The 18,432-nt window shown below is 39.5% G+C and carries 15 protein-coding genes; 9 read left to right on the forward strand and 6 right to left on the reverse strand.

Annotation, left to right across the window (positions count from 1 at the left end; translation table 11 throughout):
* From hisB to hisG, 4 genes are all read right to left on the reverse strand, one after another.
* Positions 1 to 1,079 (reverse strand): bifunctional histidinol-phosphatase/imidazoleglycerol-phosphate dehydratase HisB (hisB, locus tag ACEW8U_RS03565; protein ID WP_373520658.1); only part of this gene is annotated, 1,079 nt, incomplete at its 3' end.
* Positions 1,080 to 1,236: 157 nt separating this feature from the next.
* Positions 1,237 to 2,286, reverse strand: a complete 1,050-nt coding sequence (hisC, locus tag ACEW8U_RS03570) for a histidinol-phosphate transaminase (protein WP_373520659.1) — start codon at positions 2,284 to 2,286, stop codon at positions 1,237 to 1,239.
* Complete coding sequence (gene hisD / locus ACEW8U_RS03575; RefSeq protein WP_373520660.1) at positions 2,286 to 3,578, reverse strand: histidinol dehydrogenase; 1,293 nt, start codon at positions 3,576 to 3,578, stop codon at positions 2,286 to 2,288. Before hisD ends, hisC begins: the two co-directional genes overlap by 1 nt.
* Positions 3,579 to 4,178: 600 nt before the next feature.
* Positions 4,179 to 5,039, reverse strand: a complete 861-nt coding sequence (hisG, locus tag ACEW8U_RS03580) for an ATP phosphoribosyltransferase (protein WP_373520661.1) — start codon at positions 5,037 to 5,039, stop codon at positions 4,179 to 4,181.
* Positions 5,040 to 5,374: 335 nt separating this feature from the next.
* Here hisG and ACEW8U_RS03585 point away from each other — a divergent pair, with 335 nt between their 5' ends.
* Positions 5,375 to 5,980 carry an RNA polymerase sigma factor gene (locus ACEW8U_RS03585; protein ID WP_373520662.1) on the forward strand — a complete coding sequence of 202 codons (606 nt, stop codon included), beginning with the start codon at positions 5,375 to 5,377 and terminating at the stop codon, positions 5,978 to 5,980.
* Between the two features lie 53 nt (positions 5,981 to 6,033).
* On the opposite strand, the gene ACEW8U_RS03590 is transcribed toward ACEW8U_RS03585, so the two are convergent.
* Positions 6,034 to 7,560, reverse strand: coding sequence for a Ppx/GppA phosphatase family protein (locus tag ACEW8U_RS03590; protein ID WP_373520663.1), 1,527 nt, complete (start codon positions 7,558 to 7,560; stop codon positions 6,034 to 6,036).
* A gap of 224 nt (positions 7,561 to 7,784) precedes the next feature.
* Between ACEW8U_RS03590 and ACEW8U_RS03595 the strand changes: the two genes are divergently transcribed.
* Positions 7,785 to 9,044 (forward strand): YncE family protein, encoded by a 1,260-nt coding sequence (locus tag ACEW8U_RS03595; RefSeq protein ID WP_373520664.1) that lies wholly within the window; start codon positions 7,785 to 7,787, stop codon positions 9,042 to 9,044.
* A gap of 207 nt (positions 9,045 to 9,251) precedes the next feature.
* Here the strand turns inward: ACEW8U_RS03595 and ACEW8U_RS03600 are convergent, their stop codons facing one another.
* Complete coding sequence (locus tag ACEW8U_RS03600) at positions 9,252 to 11,429, reverse strand: Na-K-Cl cotransporter (protein ID WP_373520665.1); 2,178 nt, start codon at positions 11,427 to 11,429, stop codon at positions 9,252 to 9,254.
* Between the two features lie 444 nt (positions 11,430 to 11,873).
* Here ACEW8U_RS03600 and ACEW8U_RS03605 point away from each other — a divergent pair, with 444 nt between their 5' ends.
* From ACEW8U_RS03605 to ACEW8U_RS03635, 7 genes are all read left to right on the forward strand, one after another.
* Positions 11,874 to 13,016: a fatty acid desaturase gene (locus tag ACEW8U_RS03605; RefSeq protein ID WP_373520666.1), complete on the forward strand. Its 1,143-nt coding sequence runs from the start codon at positions 11,874 to 11,876 to the stop codon at positions 13,014 to 13,016.
* Between the two features lie 62 nt (positions 13,017 to 13,078).
* Entirely contained in the window at positions 13,079 to 13,930 is an 852-nt protein-coding gene (locus tag ACEW8U_RS03610) for a sulfurtransferase (protein WP_373520667.1), read from the forward strand.
* Between the two features lie 375 nt (positions 13,931 to 14,305).
* Entirely contained in the window at positions 14,306 to 14,902 is a 597-nt protein-coding gene (locus tag ACEW8U_RS03615) for a hypothetical protein (RefSeq protein WP_373520668.1), read from the forward strand.
* Entirely contained in the window at positions 14,878 to 15,246 is a 369-nt protein-coding gene (locus tag ACEW8U_RS03620; RefSeq protein WP_373520669.1) for a hypothetical protein, read from the forward strand. Before ACEW8U_RS03615 ends, ACEW8U_RS03620 begins: the two co-directional genes overlap by 25 nt.
* Before the next feature lie 36 nt (positions 15,247 to 15,282).
* Positions 15,283 to 16,173, forward strand: a complete 891-nt coding sequence (locus ACEW8U_RS03625; RefSeq protein WP_373520670.1) for a hypothetical protein — start codon at positions 15,283 to 15,285, stop codon at positions 16,171 to 16,173.
* A gap of 131 nt (positions 16,174 to 16,304) precedes the next feature.
* Positions 16,305 to 16,637, forward strand: a complete 333-nt coding sequence (locus tag ACEW8U_RS03630; RefSeq protein ID WP_373520671.1) for a hypothetical protein — start codon at positions 16,305 to 16,307, stop codon at positions 16,635 to 16,637.
* Positions 16,638 to 16,729: 92 nt separating this feature from the next.
* Entirely contained in the window at positions 16,730 to 18,427 is a 1,698-nt protein-coding gene (locus ACEW8U_RS03635; RefSeq protein WP_373520672.1) for an adenylate/guanylate cyclase domain-containing protein, read from the forward strand.
* Positions 18,428 to 18,432 lie beyond the last annotated feature (5 nt).

Here is an 18,432-nt window from a genome sequence, read left to right on the forward strand (position 1 = left end):
GTACTTGGAAGTTGATTCAAAGCATTGCGGTCCCTTTTGACAGCCATCTTTATTGCCCTGGCAAGTCCTTTAAAAATCGCTTCAATTTTATGGTGTTCATTGGTACCTTCGGCTTTGATGTTGAGGTTGCATTTTGCGGTATCGCTGAATGATTTGAAGAAATGATAAAACATCTCAGTGGGCATATCTCCGATTTTTTCTCTTTTGAATTCCGCATCCCAGACCATCCAAGGCCTTCCTCCAAAATCAATCGCAACCTGTGCCAATACGTCATCCATAGGCAATAGGAATCCATAGCGGTAAATCCCTTTTTTGTCACCAAGAGCTTTCAAATATGCTTCTCCCAATGCTAATGCAGTATCTTCAATGGTATGGTGTTCATCGATATGTAGGTCACCCTTGACTTCTACCAATAGATCGGTCCCTCCATGTTTCCCTAATTGTTCCAACATGTGGTCGAAAAATGGCAATCCTGTGTAAATTTCACATTTCCCTGACCCGTCTACATTGACAAGGATGTGGATATCGGTTTCGGAAGTTTTTCTGAACACTTCTCCAATTCGTGATGGCATTTTGAGGTATTCATAGATTTCATCCCAGTTTTTGGTACAAAAAGTAGCTTGGTCAATTTGTTCTCCTATAAATATGGATTTGCAGCCAAGTTTTTTGGCCATTTGAACATCTGTTTTCCTATCACCGATCACATAGGAATTGGCAAGGTCGAAATCACCAGTAAGATATTCGGTCAACATGTCAATGCCGGGCTTCCTGGTAGGAAGGTTTTCATGTTCAAAAGACCTATCGATATGTACTTTTGAAAAATGAACGCCTTCATTTTCCAAGATCAGCATCATTTTATTATGGGCAGGCCAAAATGTGTCTTCAGGAAATGATTCAGTACCCATTCCATCTTGGTTAGTGACCATCACCAATTCATAATCTGTTTCTTCTGCAATTTTTCGCAAATTGGAAATAGCCTTTGGAATAAACTCAAGGTCGTCAAGACTATCGATCTGAAAATCTGAAGTTGGTTCAACAATGATGGTACCGTCACGGTCTATAAAAAGTACTTTTTTCATGGTTTATAGGTTTATAAGTTTTAAATAGGGATTATCATTCCCAGTATTTTAACAGTAACTAAATTAAATGCATAATCCTTTCTGAAGGGATATTTGTTGAAATCGGATGATAATTGATATTGATAAAAAACATAAGGTCTTTTTCAGGTCAATCCTGTTATTCATATTTTTCCAATTCCTCTATCAACTTGTCGTTTTCTTTCTTTGTCCCCACCGAAATCCGCAAACAGTCCTCACAAAGTACCACTTTTGACCTGTCCCTAACGATGATCAGATCATTGATCAGATAGTCATAAACTTTTTTTGCGCCGGGCATTTTGATTAAAACAAAGTTGGCATTGGAAGGGTAAATATGTGAGATAAAGGGTAGTTTTTCCAAAGCTTTTGATAAACGGTCTTTCTCTTTTAAGACAGTCTGAACCAATGCATCAATTTTATCTGCCTGCTCCAAGGATTCAAGTACTTTTTGTTGGGTAAGACCTGATATGTTGTAGGGTGGTTTGATAAGGTTAAGAATCCGGATGATTTCTTCAGAAGCGAATGCCATACCAATCCTTAGATTGGCCATACCCCAAGCTTTTGAAAAAGTCTGCATCACCAATAAATTAGGGGAGAAATGTAGCTCCGTTGTAAAACTCGGTTCATCGCTAAAATCAATATAGGCTTCATCTACTACCACCAATCCATCAAAGCCAGCAATAATGGTTCGAATATCATGTCTATTCATTTTATTACCACTTGGATTATTGGGCGAGCAGATAAAAATAATTTTGGTTTGGGGATCAACAGCAGCTAAGATATCTTTTGGTTTCAATTGATAATCTTCGGTAAGGTTGACTTTTTTGGTTTCGATGTCATTGATGGAAGCGGATACTTCATACATTCCATAAGTAGGGGGCAGCAAGATAACATTGTCCTTGCCGGGAACACAGAAAGCCCTCATCAATAAATCAATAGCCTCATCACTTCCGTTACCCAGAAATATCTGAGTGGCTCGGACACCTTTAATAAAGGATAATTTTTCCTTGATTTCCAATTGATATGGGTCAGGATAGCGGTTGAAAGGCTCACCTGTCAATGAACCATAAGGATTTTCGTTGGCATCCAGAAACACGCCGTCTTTACCGGAATATTCATCACGGGCAGAGGAATATGGTTTTATCCCCAAAATATGGGGTCTCAATAATTTCTCTAATGGAAAAGACATTATTTTTTCTCTTTAAGGTATTTTAGGCGGATACTGACAGCATTTTTATGTGCTTCCAACATTTCATTGGCTGCCATGGTCTCTACTGTAGGGCCGAGGTTTTTGATTCCCTTCTCCGTGATTTTTTGATATGTGATCTTTTTGACAAAGCTATCCAAAGAGACTCCGCTGTAATTTTTGGCATAACCAAAGGTAGGTAGCGTATGGTTTGTACCTGAGGCATAATCTCCGGCAGATTCAGGGGTGAAATTGCCTATGAATACTGATCCGGCATTTTTGATTTGGCGGATTACTTCATCTTCATTTTCCACGCAAATGATGAGGTGTTCAGGTGCATAATCATTAATCAGTTCGATTGCCTTATCCTGTTTGGCGATGATAACGGCAACAGAGTTTTCCAGTACTTTTTTGGCCATATCCTTCCTTGGGAGTTTAGGAAGTTGAGCCTCTATTTCATCAAGAACTTTGTTGGCTATTTTTTCTGAAGAAGCTACAAGGATGACCTGTGAATCAACTCCGTGTTCGGCCTGGGATAGTAGATCTGCTGCTACAAAGGCGGGGATAGCTGTATGGTCCGCATACACCAATACCTCTGAAGGACCTGCCGGCATGTCTATGGATACACCTTTTTTTACAGCCAATTGTTTGGCCGCGGTTACGTACTGATTTCCCGGTCCAAAAATCTTATCGACTTTTGGGACAGATTCTGTACCATAGGTCATAGCAGCAATTGCCTGTGCCCCTCCGGCTTTTACGATTTTATCGATACCGATCAAATCCGCGGTATAGAGAATGGCAGGGTGAATATTCCCTTCTTTATCCGGTGGTGTGCAAAGGACGATTTCCTCACATCCCGCAAGGTTGGCCGGAATACCCAACATCAAAACCGTTGAGAAAAGCGGTGCAGTTCCTCCGGGAATATAAAGACCAACCCTTTGAATTGGCACAGACCTCCTCATGCAGGTAACCCCTTCCATCACTTCCATTTCGAGGTCCGGTGTTGCTTGGGCTTCATGGAATTTTTCTATGTTTTGTTTTGCGACCTGAATGGCTTCCTTGAGTTTTGAATCGACAGTTTCCCTTGCCTGAAAGATCTCTTCCATCGAAACCAAAAGGGTTTTTATCTGAACATGGTCATACTCCAAAGCAAATTTTTTCAAGGCTTTGTCTCCCAGTCTTTTGACTTTTTGCATGATCGGCTTGACGATCTTTTCTATTTCCTTGGACTTTTGAACAGGTCTTTTCAATTCCTTTGCCCATTCGGATTTTGTAGGGTTGTATATGGTTTTCATATTGATATGCATTTATGGTTAGACAAACTTATCCGTCTTGGCGAAATGTTTGGTTTAGGGGGCAGTCGGATCTATCCGCTTTTTTGACTAAGGTAATTTACATTAATTGTTACATAGGAAAGCTAAGTTCTATTCAATATGATTTAAGGTCAACCAACTTGTCTTCTTTAATTATAATCATTTGTCCATTTAATATCGTCCGTGCCGATGGCACTCCGGGGATTCTTTTTTGGTCTTGATCCTAGCAATAAATTGCCGGGCTATCATTGCGGTCATGCCTACGGCATTTTGCCTTTAACACCCTCATTTTTGTTCTCCTAGATGCTGCTGGGCAGGCTTTCACTTCTTTGATGAGTTGTTAATAAATTACAAATTAACTTAAGCTCGTCTCCAGAATGACACAGACCTCATCCTTCATTTTTCAAACTTGTTTACGTGAGTGTATTCATTCAAACCACTTCCCGTGACAACAGGCGTTCCAAAAGCCTTACTCAGGGTCAACGAAGCCACAAGCTTCGAACAACAAGTTCATTTTTCTCGCTTCTCGCTTCTTGTATCTTAAGTCTCATGTCTCATGTCTCACATCTCACATTGCCAATCTCAAATAACCATTTTCTCAATCGGGACCACCAAAATCCCCTCAGCACCGGCTGCACGGAGTTCTTCGATGTTTTCCCAAAACTGGTCCTCACTCAACACTGAGTGTACTGACGACCATCCTTCCTGTGCCAAGGGTAATATGGTCGGGCTTCTCATTCCTGGAATCAGATTGATGATTTTTTCAAGTGATTCATTTGGAGCATTTAATAAAACATACTTATTGCTTTTACCTTTTTGAACCGCATTTATCCGGAACAGAAGTTTATCTATAATAGCCAATTTTTCTTCTGAAAGGTTTTTGTTGGCAATTAATACTGCTTCCGATTTAAATATTTCTTCCACTTCTTTGAGGCCATTCATCATCAAGGTTGATCCTGAACTAACAATGTCACAAATCCCCTCAGCTAAGCCTATACTTGGGGCAATTTCAACAGACCCACTTATCTCATGGATTTCTGCATGGATGTTTTTGGATTTGAGATAATCTCCAAGAATTTTCGGATAAGAGGTTGCGAGGCTTTTTCCTTCAAAATAATTTACATCTTCATAATCCTCACCTTTGGGAATAGCAAGGGAAAGACGGCATTTGGAGAATCCGAGTCTCTTGAGGAGACTCACTTCTCTGTCCTTTTCTACCAGTTCATTTTCTCCAACTATTCCCAAATCCGCAACACCATCAGATACATATCCGGGTATGTCGTCATCTCTTAAGAAAAGAAATTCAATGGGGAAATTGGTAGAGGTAGACTTGAGCTTTCCGGTACCATTATAAAATTTGATGCCACATTCTTTGATGAGGCTAAGTGAGTCGTCGCTGAGTCTGCCGCTTTTTTGGACAGCAATACGGATAATTGAATTCATGAGTGCAATATACGTTTAGTATCAAAATGCCAATAAGAATTTTGGATGATTAGGCGGTATGATTATATCAACAGCCATCCGGGGCGATATGTTAAAAATTTTCCTCTTGCGAGGAATGATGGAAATGAAAAACAATACCAAAAGTAGTTTTGGTAGGGAAAAAAGAGATATGCAGAAGTTTGCTGTTCATTTCGCACGTAAAGTTAACAAGAGCATTTGAACATCCAAGTCTAATTTCTTCTTATACATTTTTTGGATAACCATTATTTAATTGATTTAAGCTTTAATTTTTAAATTATTGACTTTAACTTTAAAAAAAGAACAATAAACCCAAAATGCTGTCTCGCCAAAAAAATTCTTTTTCAAGGGAAAATACCCTGGAGCATATCAATCAGTCTGTTCCAACAGAAGATGTGGTTTTATGGAATTCCTTTAGGAATGGAAATGAATCAGCATTCATACGCATATATGAGTCCTATTTTGATAAGCTTTTTGCTTACGGATGGAGAATTTGTAGAAAAGAAGAATTGGTCAAAGATGCCATACAGGATATGTTCATCGAACTGAGAAAATACCGCAGCAATCTTGGGCCGACAGATTCCATCAAATTTTACCTGTTCAAATGTCTAAAAAGAACCATTATCAAAGAAGAAGGGAAATGGTACAGCAATTTGGAAGACATTGACAGCAGTTATTTTTTTGATTTCACATTTTCTCACGAAAAGCTGTTAATCGATAGGCAGATCGATGAAGAAAAAAAAGCAAAACTTAACAAGGCTATAGCTTTACTCAGTCCGAGAAAAAGGGAAGTGATTTATTATTTTTTTTATGAGGGTCTCAATTACCAGCAGATTCAGGAAATCATGAAGTTGGACAACATCAAATCAGCCAGAAATTTAATTTATAAAGCGCTGGGTTTTTTGCGTGAGGTGCTGAAATGAGCTGGGTATTCAAAGGTTAGCCAAAAGGAAAAGGTGGATATTGCTGAAATCATCTACCCTTTCACCACCTCTATTTTCTCTCCCAAAAATTTTGAAAGGGTATCTGAAAACCTTTGGGCTTCCCAGATTTCCAGGTCCATGGTGGCATCACCAAAAATCTTGATGGTCAGACTATCCTTTTCAGGGACACAATACACATTCTCGACCCATTGGTTTTTGGTTTTGTCCAAACCGACTGCTATTCTTAGTATTCCCGAAAGCCCCAAAACCAATTGTCTTTGATTTTTGGAAAATTTTTTAATTTTCTTCTTTTTTGGACCTTTTTTTCTGTGGTATCTGGCCAGATTGGCCAAAATCAATAATTCATTGTTGTTGAACCCCCTCAATCTCCCTTTAAGAATCAGGTATTTGGAGTGCTTATGGTAATCTTGAAAATTGACATAAGTCCCAATGTCGTAAATCAGACTTGCATGATAAAGTAAGTCCCTAGCTGCCAAATCCATACCGTGGTAATCTTTCAATTGATCAAAAAGCTGTAAGGCTAACCTTGCCACATGTTTGTTCTCCAGAATATCAGTCTCATATTTCATGGACTTTAGCATGCAGCTTTTTTCACGGATACTACTGCCCAATACCAGATCTTCCAGTTTCTGACCGTTTTTTTCCACATAATCCACGATCAGGCCCTCGCGAAGTGAAGCATCTGACAAAGTCAATTCTTTCACATCAGTCAACTTCAGCAGTTCAACCAGCAGTAATCCTCCCAAATGAATGGCATCAACCCGGTTTTCATTGATCCCCGGTATTTCAGATCTTTTTTCTGCCGGTAGACTTAATAATTTTGTTGTTATCTTTTCTATGTCCTTAACCTTGACGGTCTCTGCGTTAATGGAACTTAGATTTCCTTTTTTATTCATTAATAAGGCCGCTTCGCCCAAAGTCCTGATAGACCCAGAAGTTCCTATTATTTTTGTGAACCCTACAGCCTTAGCTTCTGCAAACACTTTTTCCGCTATGCCTTTGATATGGTTATTCAGATCTTCCTGCTTTTCCTTGGTCAAAGGACCTTGGTTTCCTACTTTGTCTAACAGCCTCAGTACCCCAAGTTTCATACTGCTTTTAAAAAGGACAGCATCTTTATTGCCTACCACAGCTTCTGTACTCCCTCCCCCGATATCAATGACCATTACATTATTACTTTGCAGATCAATCGCCCTCTTAACAGCTAAAAAAATCAATCTGGATTCTTCTTTCCCTGAAATCAGTTGTGGTGACAATCCAATATCCTGGATCAACCGGTCCAAAAATTCTCTTCCGTTTTTTGCCTCTCTGGTAGCGGAGGTGGCAGCAGTAATGATATGCTCGACCCCATATTCATCGGCAAGTTGTACATATCGGGATATGGTTTCTATACCTGCATCAAATGCTTTTTCACTCAACATTTTATTGGCAAAAACACCAACTCCTAATTTCACCATTTCCTTTTCCTGCACCAAAACCTCAAAAGTCTGCTTGGAAGTCACCTTGACGATGATCATGTGAATGGAATTGGTACCAATATCTATAGCTGCTAGGTTCATGGAGTGTAATGTTGATGATTTATAAATTGAGGCTTAATTTAACTTCTCTGTTGATGGTTTGCAACTATAATTTATATTGATGGGGGTTTGTGTTCTGATGATCATCACAGGTACTGTCAAACTTTTCATGACATACAAATTTCCTCAGAAAATTTCTTAATTTTATTTTTCTAGTAGGATGTCATTTATTCCGCTCTTTTTACTTTACCAAAACCACAACATTTATGACAAAATTTAATGATCAAAAAAAAGCTTTCGGTTCTTATCTTATTGCGCTGGTGGCTATGTGCATTCTGCAGGGATGCGAGTTAATTACGAAGGATCTTATTAGTCTTCAAAAAAAAGATGACAAGTCAAATAGGGGAATGGGCCAAGGTCCATTTGCAAAAGATTATGAAATATGGGCTCTTGACCAAGGGGTAAACTTAAGCAGGATCCACATTTTCAATTCTGGTCTGACAGAAACTTGTGTAATCGACTTTCCAGCATTGCTATCAGAAGGTGAAATTGTTGATGCCGTGACCATGCCCCACATGATCGAATTCAATTCAACCCATGAATATGCTGTTGTCGCTTCACCAGCATCCGGTAATGTGGCCATCATCCGAACCCAAGACCGAAAAGTCATTAAAGTAATATTTACCGGCGCCGGGGCCCACATGGCAAGTTTTACACCTGACGACAAATCCATCTGGGTGGCCAACATTGGTACCGTTACTTTTATTGAAATTACCGCTGACCTTGCAAATGAAAGTTTTGCCATTGGACGGGAGCTCAATCTGCTGGAGCAGCAAGAATGGAAAGACAATTTTGAAGATGTTCGGGCAGCACCGGTCTGCCACCTTTACACTGCAGATGGAAAGTATGCCTATGTGACACTAGGACCAGGTGCAGGTGGGCTGGTTGTGGTGGACATACAAGCGCCCGAGCCCAAGATAGTTAAGGCCTTTTCAAGAGATGAAGTCAAAGCCAATTGCGGTTTGGCGCTCAGTCAGGATGGTAAAAAAATGTACGCCAACTGGGGCGATCCAGGTAGCGCTCTCAATCCCCCAACCGAAAGTGGTGAATGGTATGTCTTTGATACTTCAAACCATACTCTGATCAAATCCAGCAGTGAAACCAGAGGTGTGGATGCTCACGGTGCCAGAGTCAGTCCAAAGGGACCTTGGCTATGGCAGGTCAACAGAGGCAGTGACAACGGAATCATAATCAATACCATGACGGACAAAATAGTCCATAACCTGGATTTTGTAGGCAGCAGTCCCGATATTATTGATTTTTCTCCTGATGGAAAATTTGCCTTTATAACCCTGCGTGGACCTAATCCCAGAAGCGGTGCCGCTCATGTGGCCACGGGTACAACGCCCGGATTTTCTGTCATCAATACCTCCAACAGAAAAATCGCAGCATTGATCCAGCCTGCACCGGTTAAGGATTTACAGGCCAGTGATTTTCACGGCATAGGAGTCCGACCAATTTATTGATATAGGAGCGGACAAAATCAAAATTTAGAATAACCACTACCTTGGCCCTGCACAAAATTTATTGTGCGGGGCTTTTTTTTTGATATTTGACGAAATGAAGAAGTCTACCAGGAAAATCAAAGTCTTTATTGAAACATAGACTTTTCTGCGAGTTTTAAGGGTCACCTTAATTGAAAATGTGCCTTTTAAATCTCTAAGCGATCAATTTTAAAAAAGTACTTTTTCGAAAGCCACGTCCTCTCCGGCCAAAACAAAAATTTTATTTTTGAGATGAGCGGTATTTGCCTGAAGCGTTCGGTAATACAATGGATAATTATCGTCCGGTGTTTTCAATCCAAGAAATACAAGATCCGCCGTTCGACTTTCATTTTTGAGAATCTCTGGGAAACTTCTTCCTCCCGCTACGATCAACTCATATTTTGCATTGGACCGCATTTTTTCTATTATTTCAGCAAGGTTTTTTTCGGCATCTCGTGCGGCAGATTCATTTGGTACAACCATTTTGATGGTAAGTTCGGCTTCCCTCCATCCAAAACTGCGCCTTAGCAAATGTGCCATAATGATCATTAAAGCACCATTCATTTTCAATCCTCCCCACCAGACATCAATACTTTTCTTTGAACTTTTTTTATAGTCTTCTTCAATATCAATGATCAGGATATTGCGCTGTAATTTATAGAAATACCCAATCATGTCACAAAAATCCTGCATATGGCTATCCTCTGTGGTATTTCCCAAAATGATGGTATTGGGCACGAGGCTTCCCAAACCATAATGATCTACCATTGTCTTGGCCCCTTTAAAAGGATTGGCAGATGGGATGATTCGTACCAAACTATGAATAGCTCTTTTGGCAAGGAAATCCCGCGTATGTTTTTCCATCTTACGCAATCTCTTTTTGGTTATATTTTCTTCAGTCAATATTGTGGCAACTGTCATCAAGGCTTTTCCCTGAATAAAATCATCGGCTACAGCTATCAGGTACCATCGGCTTTGTGGGGCCCCCGAAAATACTAACAGGTGTGGACGCCAGTTTTTAGGATCTGCATCTTCGCTCAAACGCATCAGACTAAAACGGATAAGGCTTAGCCGAACACCACGTCCTATTCCTCCCCAAGTCTTTTTTAGTCCACGACGCTTAAGCCAGAAAAATATCAGAAAAACAAATATTGCAGCAATTAAAGTAGCAACAGGATTGATGAGTATCATCACACCAAAACAACCTACAGCTCCTAAAAGGGAAAAAAACCAATGCACTTTAAATTTCGGACGAAAAGAGGGCGATTTTAAAATATTTTCTATTCCTGCAGAAAAATTGAGCACGCCATAAGCAGTAAGAAAAAACATCGTCAGCACTGGAGCTATTACATTGAGATCTCCAAGCAATACTGCGGTAATGGTAAAAATTAATGTAAAAAGGGTGCCCTTTCGGGGAAGGTTTTCCTTTCCGCTGCCCTTTCCCAACCCAGCCATAAAACGGGGCAATACACCATCTTGAGCGAGTGCCTGCAGTACCCTCGGAGCAGCCAATGTGCTGCCAAGGGCACTTGAAAGGGTAGCACCCCATACGCCGACCAGAATTGCATCGCCCCAAAAGGCAATCCTACGCATGATCATCGGGTCTTCTATTAGGCTAGTTGCATCCGCACGCATTGCCAAGATCACAGGTAGCGCCATATATATGATATACCCTACACCGACGGCCAAAAAGGTTCCTTTAGGTATGGACTTTGCAGGGTCCTTTAAGTCGCCCGACATATTCACGCCCACATCTATCCCAGTAACCGCCGGAAAGAATACTGCAAAAACAACCCAAAAAGGAACTGATCTTGCTGAAGACACCCCCCATAATTCTATTTCGGTAGATTCAATCGGGCTACCAAAAATCAGGGAAATAAGAGAAATAGCTATTGCGGCAAGAATAAAATACTGCACCCTGCTAGCGACCTTGGCAGAGATCAATGCCACACCTGAAACAAAAAGAATTGCGGCCACGGCTAATAATTTCTCATTAAGTCCGGGAAAAATTTGCATTATACTTTCGGCAAAACCCACCGTGTACATAGATACTGACAAAGCCTGGGCGAGGTATAAGGAAATTCCAACTGCTCCACCGCTTTCAATGCCAAGAGAACGGCTGATCATATAATAAGCCCCTCCTATTTTTACCTGCTGATCAGTGGCTATGGCTGCTAAAGAAAGAGAGGTTAGAAAAGTAATGGATGTAGCCAAGGTGACAATAAGAAGGCTACCCAGCAAACCGACATTACCTACCACCCAACCAAAACGCAGGTACATGATCACACCCAATATGGTGAGAATGGAAGGCGTAAATACACCTGCAAATGTGCTAAGTCCTGAAGATTTTACCGGACTAACTTTCATTTTCTTGTCATTCAAATAGTTCTTATTAATGCAATCTAAGATATAGATAATTGAAAATATTAGCTGAAAAAACAAAATAAAATTTTCAATGGCCAAATGTCCCCAGTGCCTAAATAATATCAACAACAGATTGAGCCAGTAGTTTATCAACATGATGTAAAATCTGGCTAGTCAAAGTACCATCCTCAAATTTTACTTATTGAAACACTAATTTCTCTAATCTCTTATTTGATTTGCATAAATTAAGAATCTCATTTTTTAAAGGCTGTATTTATTAATAATTTATTTTAAAAATTCGCATCAATTTAAATTTTTATTTTGTGAAATTTGAATCGTTCAATTAAGTTTTCCTAAATATAAACCCGTATCAATTAGGATTCCTAGACGATTCTTATGTTTATCATTACTAGAGTACAAGCTGTTTCAACCCCAAAATAAAATCCTATGTCAACCGCTCTAATCCAACAAAAATCTGCTTCAAATAAACCGATATTTAAAAAGGCAGATGATGACAGGTTTTCTAAAACCTTAGCCCAAAGAGTTGATCATTATTTTAAAGAAACAGGGAAATCCAAAAAAGGAGGTTGGGAAGTCACCTTCAAATCTACATTTCTCCTGATGCTTTTCGGTGTTTTATATGGTTTGCTTTTAAGTAATTGGTTCAATCCTTGGGGCACATTTTTAATCGGTCTTCTATTAGGGCTTTCCCATGGCCTGATTGTTTTCAATATTGCCCATGACGCTTCACACAATGCCCTTTTCAAAAGCCATCACCTCAACCGCATTTTGAGTTACACTTTTAATCTGGTAGGATCAAATTTATACTTGTGGAATCTAAGTCATAACAAAACACATCATTCCTTTCCCAATATTGCAGATTTTGACCCTGATATTCATCAACAGGCCCCACTGATCAGGATGTCTCCAACCGAACCCTATAGATGGTATAATAAGTTCCAACATTTGTATGCCACATTACTGTACCTTATTTTCAGCATTTTCTTAGTATATGTAAAAGGTTTAAAAGAATTTTTCCCATCCTCAAAATCCAAAAGGTGGTTGGGTATTGACCAGCCACCTTTTAGGGAATACGTGATTTTATTTTTCACAAAACTTATCTATTTCACTTACACCCTTCTGATCCCGATAATGGTACTTGATGTCACTTGGCAACAGTTTATTTTGGGGTATTTAGGCATACATTTTATTTTAAGCCTTTTCCTGATTTCTGTTCTTATTCCGGTGCATTTGGTGGACGAATCAGAATTTGGAACAGTTAACCTAGAAGGTCATGTAGTCGACACTTGGACGATCCATATATTCAAAAACACAATAGATTTTGCAAGAAAAAGTAAATTGGCAAATTTCCTGTTTGGAGGTCTTAATACCCATATCGTCCATCATATTTTCCCTAATATCTGTCATGTTCATTACATAGCCCTTTCCGAAATCGTAAAACAAACTGCAGAAGAGTTTCAGGTCAAATACCATGAAGAAAGCATGTGGGGTGCTATTGTCTCTCACTATAGATTGCTGAAAAGGATGGGTTCAGAAAAGGGCTCAAATCATGACCTAAATCCAAATTGAATTAAAAGTACATCTGGTTTTTTATCAATTATTTGGCATATTTATGTTCAAAGTAAAACACCATGACCAATATTACCTCACCAATTATTTCTCCAGAGGATTTGGTTGCTTTAACTCAAAATGAAAAAATCATTCTTATTGATGCCAGTTTTGGGAAAAACAACTACTTAAATCAGCATCTCAAAAGAGCTTTGCATGTGGACCTGAATACTGAATTGTCTGATATTAAAGAAGACTTTGCGGATGGGGGCAGACATCCGCTTCCAAGTGCAGGGCAATTTTGTTCCTTGCTTTCTAATCTTGGAATCAGTCCCGATAGTCATGTGGTAGTCTATGATGATAAAAATGGATCAAATGCGGCTTCCCGGTTTTGGTGGATGATGAAAGCTATCGGACATCAAAAGATTCAGGTTTTGGACGGAGGATTAGCTGCTGCCATCAAAGCCGGATTTGCTGCATCAAATGGAGAAGAACCAAAACCTATCCCGTCCAACTATACAGTAAAAGATTGGACAATGGCGATGGCTGATATAGCTGAAGTGGAAAAGGTATCCCGAAATAAGGAATATCTTGTCATTGATGTCCGGGAAACTGAACGATACAATGGCGCTAAAGAACCCATTGACCTGATTGCAGGACATATCCCCGGAGCAGTCAATATTCCGTTTTCACTAAACTTGGATCAAGATGGGTTTTTTAAATCACCTGAAGAACTAAAGAAGATGTATATTAATTTCATTAAAGATAGTCCGACTAAAAATATCATTATCCACTGTGGTTCCGGAGTGACTGCATGCCATACTTTATTGGCTATGGCCTACGCTGGCCTTGATCTTCCAAACCTGTATGTGGGCTCATGGAGTGAGTGGTCAAGAAATAACAAACCGATAGTGACAGAGATCGGGGAATCATAATTACAAAGTGGTGGTATGCCAGCAGAATTTTCCCATATCAATTCACTGGATTTTTAGGAAAATGATAATATAAATTCCTTTAGTATACATAATTATGTTGATTTTATTTTTTTTATGTATTCGAAGTTATAAATTATGGATGTTTAAAATTTTAAACTTTTATGGACTAAAATCGATCGCACAAAAAGTTGTATTGGTAGAACCGAAATACTTAACCAGTATATACTTTTTGGATCGAAATCATAAGCGGTAAAATCTGACTTCGAAATTGAATTCTATTTTAAGTTCTAACTGAATAGGCTCACACCAAAACTATCACCATTAATTGAAATTTGAATTATTCAATTCTATAAAAATTTTTAAACCACCTCTAATATGAAAACATTAATAAGGTTTAGCTTATTTGTTATGATTGCCTTCGCTGTCCATTCCTGTGTCAGTGATGATGAACCAATTATGGGGCCTCCTGGTGTCCAAGGTGCAAGGGGTGAAAGAGGTCTACAGGGAGAACAGGGACCTGAAGGAGAACAGGGACCTCAAGGGGAACAAGGGCTTCAGGGTGAAGAGGGACCTCAAGGAGAATCAGGAAGCGATGGTCAACAAGGTCCCCAAGGAGAAACTGGCCCAATTGGACCTACAGGGCCTCAAGGTCCATCAGGTCCGCAAGGACCATCTGGTCCACAGGGTCCGGCAGGGCCTACAGGACCGCAGGGTGAGACAGGGCCACAAGGTCAGGGGGGACCCAAGGACCTGAGGGAGAAACAGGTCCTCAAGGGCCAACCGGTCCTCAAGGACCATCTGGTCCACAGGGTCCAACAGGTACTCAGGGTGAGACAGGACCAACAGGACCACAAGGTGAAACAGGCCCTCAAGGGGAAACAGGAACAGCAAATGTCATATACTCAGATTGGATCCCTTTTGAAGAGTCTGACTGGAGTGCAATCACTATGTTTTTTGGTCGCAACAGCATAGTTTATACCATAGATGAGCCTCTGATAACTTCCGGAATTTTGGATAGGGGAACTGTAGCGATTTTTATCAGGTTCGATTTATTCCCTGATATAGTCCAACCCCTTCCAATCACTCAGACCATTACCCAAATCAAAAACCAAAGATTAGTTCATTATTTGCAATTGAATAAAATCCTGATGGCATTTTCCAATGAAGATAACTCCGTCCAAATTATCCCTATAGAAGGGGATGTTAGTTTCAGGTATGTAATTATTCCTGGAGGCACTTCAACCTCAGGAAGGATGGCACCTGTCAATCTGAAAGATTACAAAGCAGTGAAATCATACTACAAAATTCCTGATTGATCCAAAGATTTCTTATTTTATAAAAAAACAAATAGTATGCGTATCCTTTTAGTGCTTCTGTCAGTTGTATTTCTATTGTTAGCTTCCTGTTCCAAACCACAGCGTCAGGATATAGATTTTAAGGCATGGGGCGATTATTGGTTTCAGGGAAAGGCTGAAATCTCAAGTTTTGACCTGGAACAGTACCGATATGGAGAGCCCAGAACGGGAGAAGCGGTTCTTATTTTTGTGACTGAGGAGTTTTCTAGAAAAAACCATGTAAAACTGGATCAACCAGAAAAAGCAGGCTCCGATAAGATTTCGGTGATTAAAATGAACCAAACACGGGATTTTGTGACCGGGATATATCCATATCATATGATGCTATCGGTATTTACGCCGACCAAAGAACAAAACAACAGCCTTAAAATCACCGCAAGTTCGCAGGAATGGTGTGGGCATACCTTTACACAACTTAACTTAAAAAGTACTGAAAGCTATAAGGGGAAGATTTTTTCCTATTTCGAAAAAGAAGGCGATGATAGTTTCTCATTCACAGGGTTGTCAGAAGATGAACTTTGGAACCTGATCAGAATCAATCCCAATCAAATCCCGATAGGAAGTGTCACTATGATGCCATCACTCTTTTACCAGAGGTTCACCCATGAGGAGTTTCAATCCGAGGAGGCATTTATCAGAGTAGTTGATATCAGCAACAACCGCAGTCAGTTGGTAGTTACCTACAGTTCCGGCATCAGGGAGTTAAAGATTGATTTTGAGAAAGTATTTCCCTATCAGATTATGGGTTGGGAAGAAAGTCAAACAAGACAGGATGGCACCAAAGAAATCAGTGTTGCAAAAAGGAAAGGGGTGAAAATCGTGGATTATTGGACCAAAAATAAATCAGAAGATGAGTTTTTGAGAAAAGAACTGAATCTGAATTATTAAGTAATCGCAACATACTCACAATTATGTTTTTCATGGATATTTTAAAGTGGTTTAAAAAGGATTATCCATTTTAATACATATATTGCTTTTTGTAGTACTTTAATACTTTCAAAACAAAAAATGTTTGAACAATGCCAAATCGACCTATTACCATTGAAGGGATAGATTCCAACGGTGGTCTTATCCTTTCTGATAGAGGAAACACAGAAGTAGATCCGGGAGATACCGTGACTTGGATCATTAGTCCCCGATCCGGTGTAAAAGAAATCACAGGTATCATCAACAATTCAGACATAAACATTTTCAGTGAAGGTCCTTCAAGAGTCGGAAATTCAAATAACTGGAAAGGTACAGTTGATCCCAATGTCCCGAGAGGTTCTGAGGAAGATTATGATATTGCCTATGTCAAAAATGGATCTTCATCTAACAGGATGTTTGACCCCAAGATTTCGGTTAGAATATAAGGTATTTTATGATTTCCAAAATGAGTCATGCTTTCTCATTTCTTTTGATTTTTTGGCTTTTTATAAACCCGGCTTTTTCACAAGACCAAAAAGTGGCAGACAGCCTTTCCAAAATATACCAGCAAGGCTTGTTGGCTGATTCTGAAAAACTTGAATTGTTAGAGGAATTATCATTCAATGAAATGAAAGATCTTCAGCAAGCTTTAAAATATGCCGAAGAACTGATTTCACTTTCCAAAGAACTGGAAGAGCCTATTTTTGAGCAAAAAGGCTATTTTTTGAAGGGAAACCATAAAAGAAAAATGGGGGAATTGTATGAAGCATTGGAAGCCTATATTAAAAGTGGGGAGGCTGCTGGAAAAGCGAATTCATTAAGGAGTGAAGGCATCACCTATGGTGCAATTGCCGATATTTATTCTGTTTCCAATAACCACAACAATGCCATGCTTTATTACCGTAAAGCAATTTCCGCTTTGAGACAATCTGACGATTCTATTGCCCTGGCATCCTCTATCCTGAATTCAGGAGATGAATTTCTGAACAGGAATATGTTTGATTCTGCCTTTGTTTATTTCAACGAATCAAGCCTCCTGTTTGAAAAATTGAATTACCTGACTGGGAAGGCATATAGCCTGGGCAATATCGGGATGGTCTATGCCAATATAGGACAGAGGGATCTTGCGGAAAAAAACATCAATGAAGCCATTCAGATATTGGAAGAGCTGGAAGATTACTATCCTATATGTGATTATCTGATATCCATGTCCGATATCTATTCCGAAAAAGGTGATGAAGCTACCGCCATGAAATATGCACTCAGGAGTCTGCAACTGGCAGAAACCCACGGACTCAAAGAACAAATATCAAATGCAAACCTTAAACTTTCTGAACTTCATGAAAAGTACCGAAATCATGAAGAATCTCTCAAATACTATAAAAACCATATCGCTTATAGGGACAGTGTCAATAATTTAAAGACCATACAGAACATGGCTGATCTTAGGACAGATTTTGAAGTTGCACAAAAACAGGCAGAAGTGGATCTGCTCAATCAGACCAAGAGAACCCAACAGATTATTATGATTGCTCTGATTGTCATTGTTTTTTTGGGGGCGATTATTTTGGGGACCTTGTATTGGTATTTCAAGAATATTCAGAGAGAAAAGAAAATTTCGGAGAAATTGCTGCTCAATATCCTACCAGTACAAACTGCAAAAGAATTGAAATTAAATGGTAAAGTAGAGGCAGTCAAATTTGAAAAAGTAACCGTACTGTTTACCGATTTCGTGGAATTTTCACTGTATGCTAAAAAAATAGAATCTAAGCTCCTGGTAAAAAGCATTGATTACTACTTCAAGGCTTTTGATGAAATCATTACCAAATACGGACTGGAAAAAATCAAGACAATCGGAGACTCTTATATGTGTGCGGGAGGTCTACCACTTTCTGATGAGACCCATGTATTCAAAATTACCAAATCAGCCAAGGAAATGTTGGATTTTGTGGAGCAAGAAAGAAAGAAGGAAGATGGAATGCCACATTTTGATGTCCGTATAGGAATTCACACCGGACCGGTGGTGGCAGGTATAGTTGGGATCAAAAAATGGCAATATGATATCTGGGGAGATACTGTCAATATCGCTTCACGGATGGAATCTGCTTCCATTCCCGGAAAAATCAATATTTCTGAAACCACCTATAATGAAATCAAAGAAGACTTCCCCTGTACCTATCGGGGAGAAATTCAGATTAAAAACAGGGAGATGATGAGGATGTATTTTTTGGATTGAAAATT

The organism is Aquiflexum sp. (assembly GCF_041751335.1).
Classification (GTDB): Bacteria; Bacteroidota; Bacteroidia; order Cytophagales; family Cyclobacteriaceae; genus Aquiflexum.

What these genes read in the sequence shown, in the direction of transcription:
- hisC (WP_373520659.1), bottom strand. Translation starts at nt 2,286, where the DNA reads ATGTCTTTTCCATTAGAGAAATTATTGAGACCCCATATTTTGGGGATA.
- hisD (WP_373520660.1), bottom strand. Translation starts at nt 3,578, where the DNA reads ATGAAAACCATATACAACCCTACAAAATCCGAATGGGCAAAGGAATTG.
- hisG (WP_373520661.1), bottom strand. Translation starts at nt 5,039, where the DNA reads ATGAATTCAATTATCCGTATTGCTGTCCAAAAAAGCGGCAGACTCAGC.
- ACEW8U_RS03585 (WP_373520662.1), top strand. Translation starts at nt 5,375, where the DNA reads ATGCTGTCTCGCCAAAAAAATTCTTTTTCAAGGGAAAATACCCTGGAG.
- ACEW8U_RS03590 (WP_373520663.1), bottom strand. Translation starts at nt 7,560, where the DNA reads ATGAACCTAGCAGCTATAGATATTGGTACCAATTCCATTCACATGATC.
- ACEW8U_RS03595 (WP_373520664.1), top strand. Translation starts at nt 7,785, where the DNA reads ATGACAAAATTTAATGATCAAAAAAAAGCTTTCGGTTCTTATCTTATT.
- ACEW8U_RS03600 (WP_373520665.1), bottom strand. Translation starts at nt 11,429, where the DNA reads ATGAAAGTTAGTCCGGTAAAATCTTCAGGACTTAGCACATTTGCAGGT.
- ACEW8U_RS03605 (WP_373520666.1), top strand. Translation starts at nt 11,874, where the DNA reads ATGTCAACCGCTCTAATCCAACAAAAATCTGCTTCAAATAAACCGATA.
- ACEW8U_RS03610 (WP_373520667.1), top strand. Translation starts at nt 13,079, where the DNA reads ATGACCAATATTACCTCACCAATTATTTCTCCAGAGGATTTGGTTGCT.
- ACEW8U_RS03615 (WP_373520668.1), top strand. Translation starts at nt 14,306, where the DNA reads ATGAAAACATTAATAAGGTTTAGCTTATTTGTTATGATTGCCTTCGCT.
- ACEW8U_RS03620 (WP_373520669.1), top strand. Translation starts at nt 14,878, where the DNA reads ATGTTTTTTGGTCGCAACAGCATAGTTTATACCATAGATGAGCCTCTG.
- ACEW8U_RS03625 (WP_373520670.1), top strand. Translation starts at nt 15,283, where the DNA reads ATGCGTATCCTTTTAGTGCTTCTGTCAGTTGTATTTCTATTGTTAGCT.
- ACEW8U_RS03630 (WP_373520671.1), top strand. Translation starts at nt 16,305, where the DNA reads ATGCCAAATCGACCTATTACCATTGAAGGGATAGATTCCAACGGTGGT.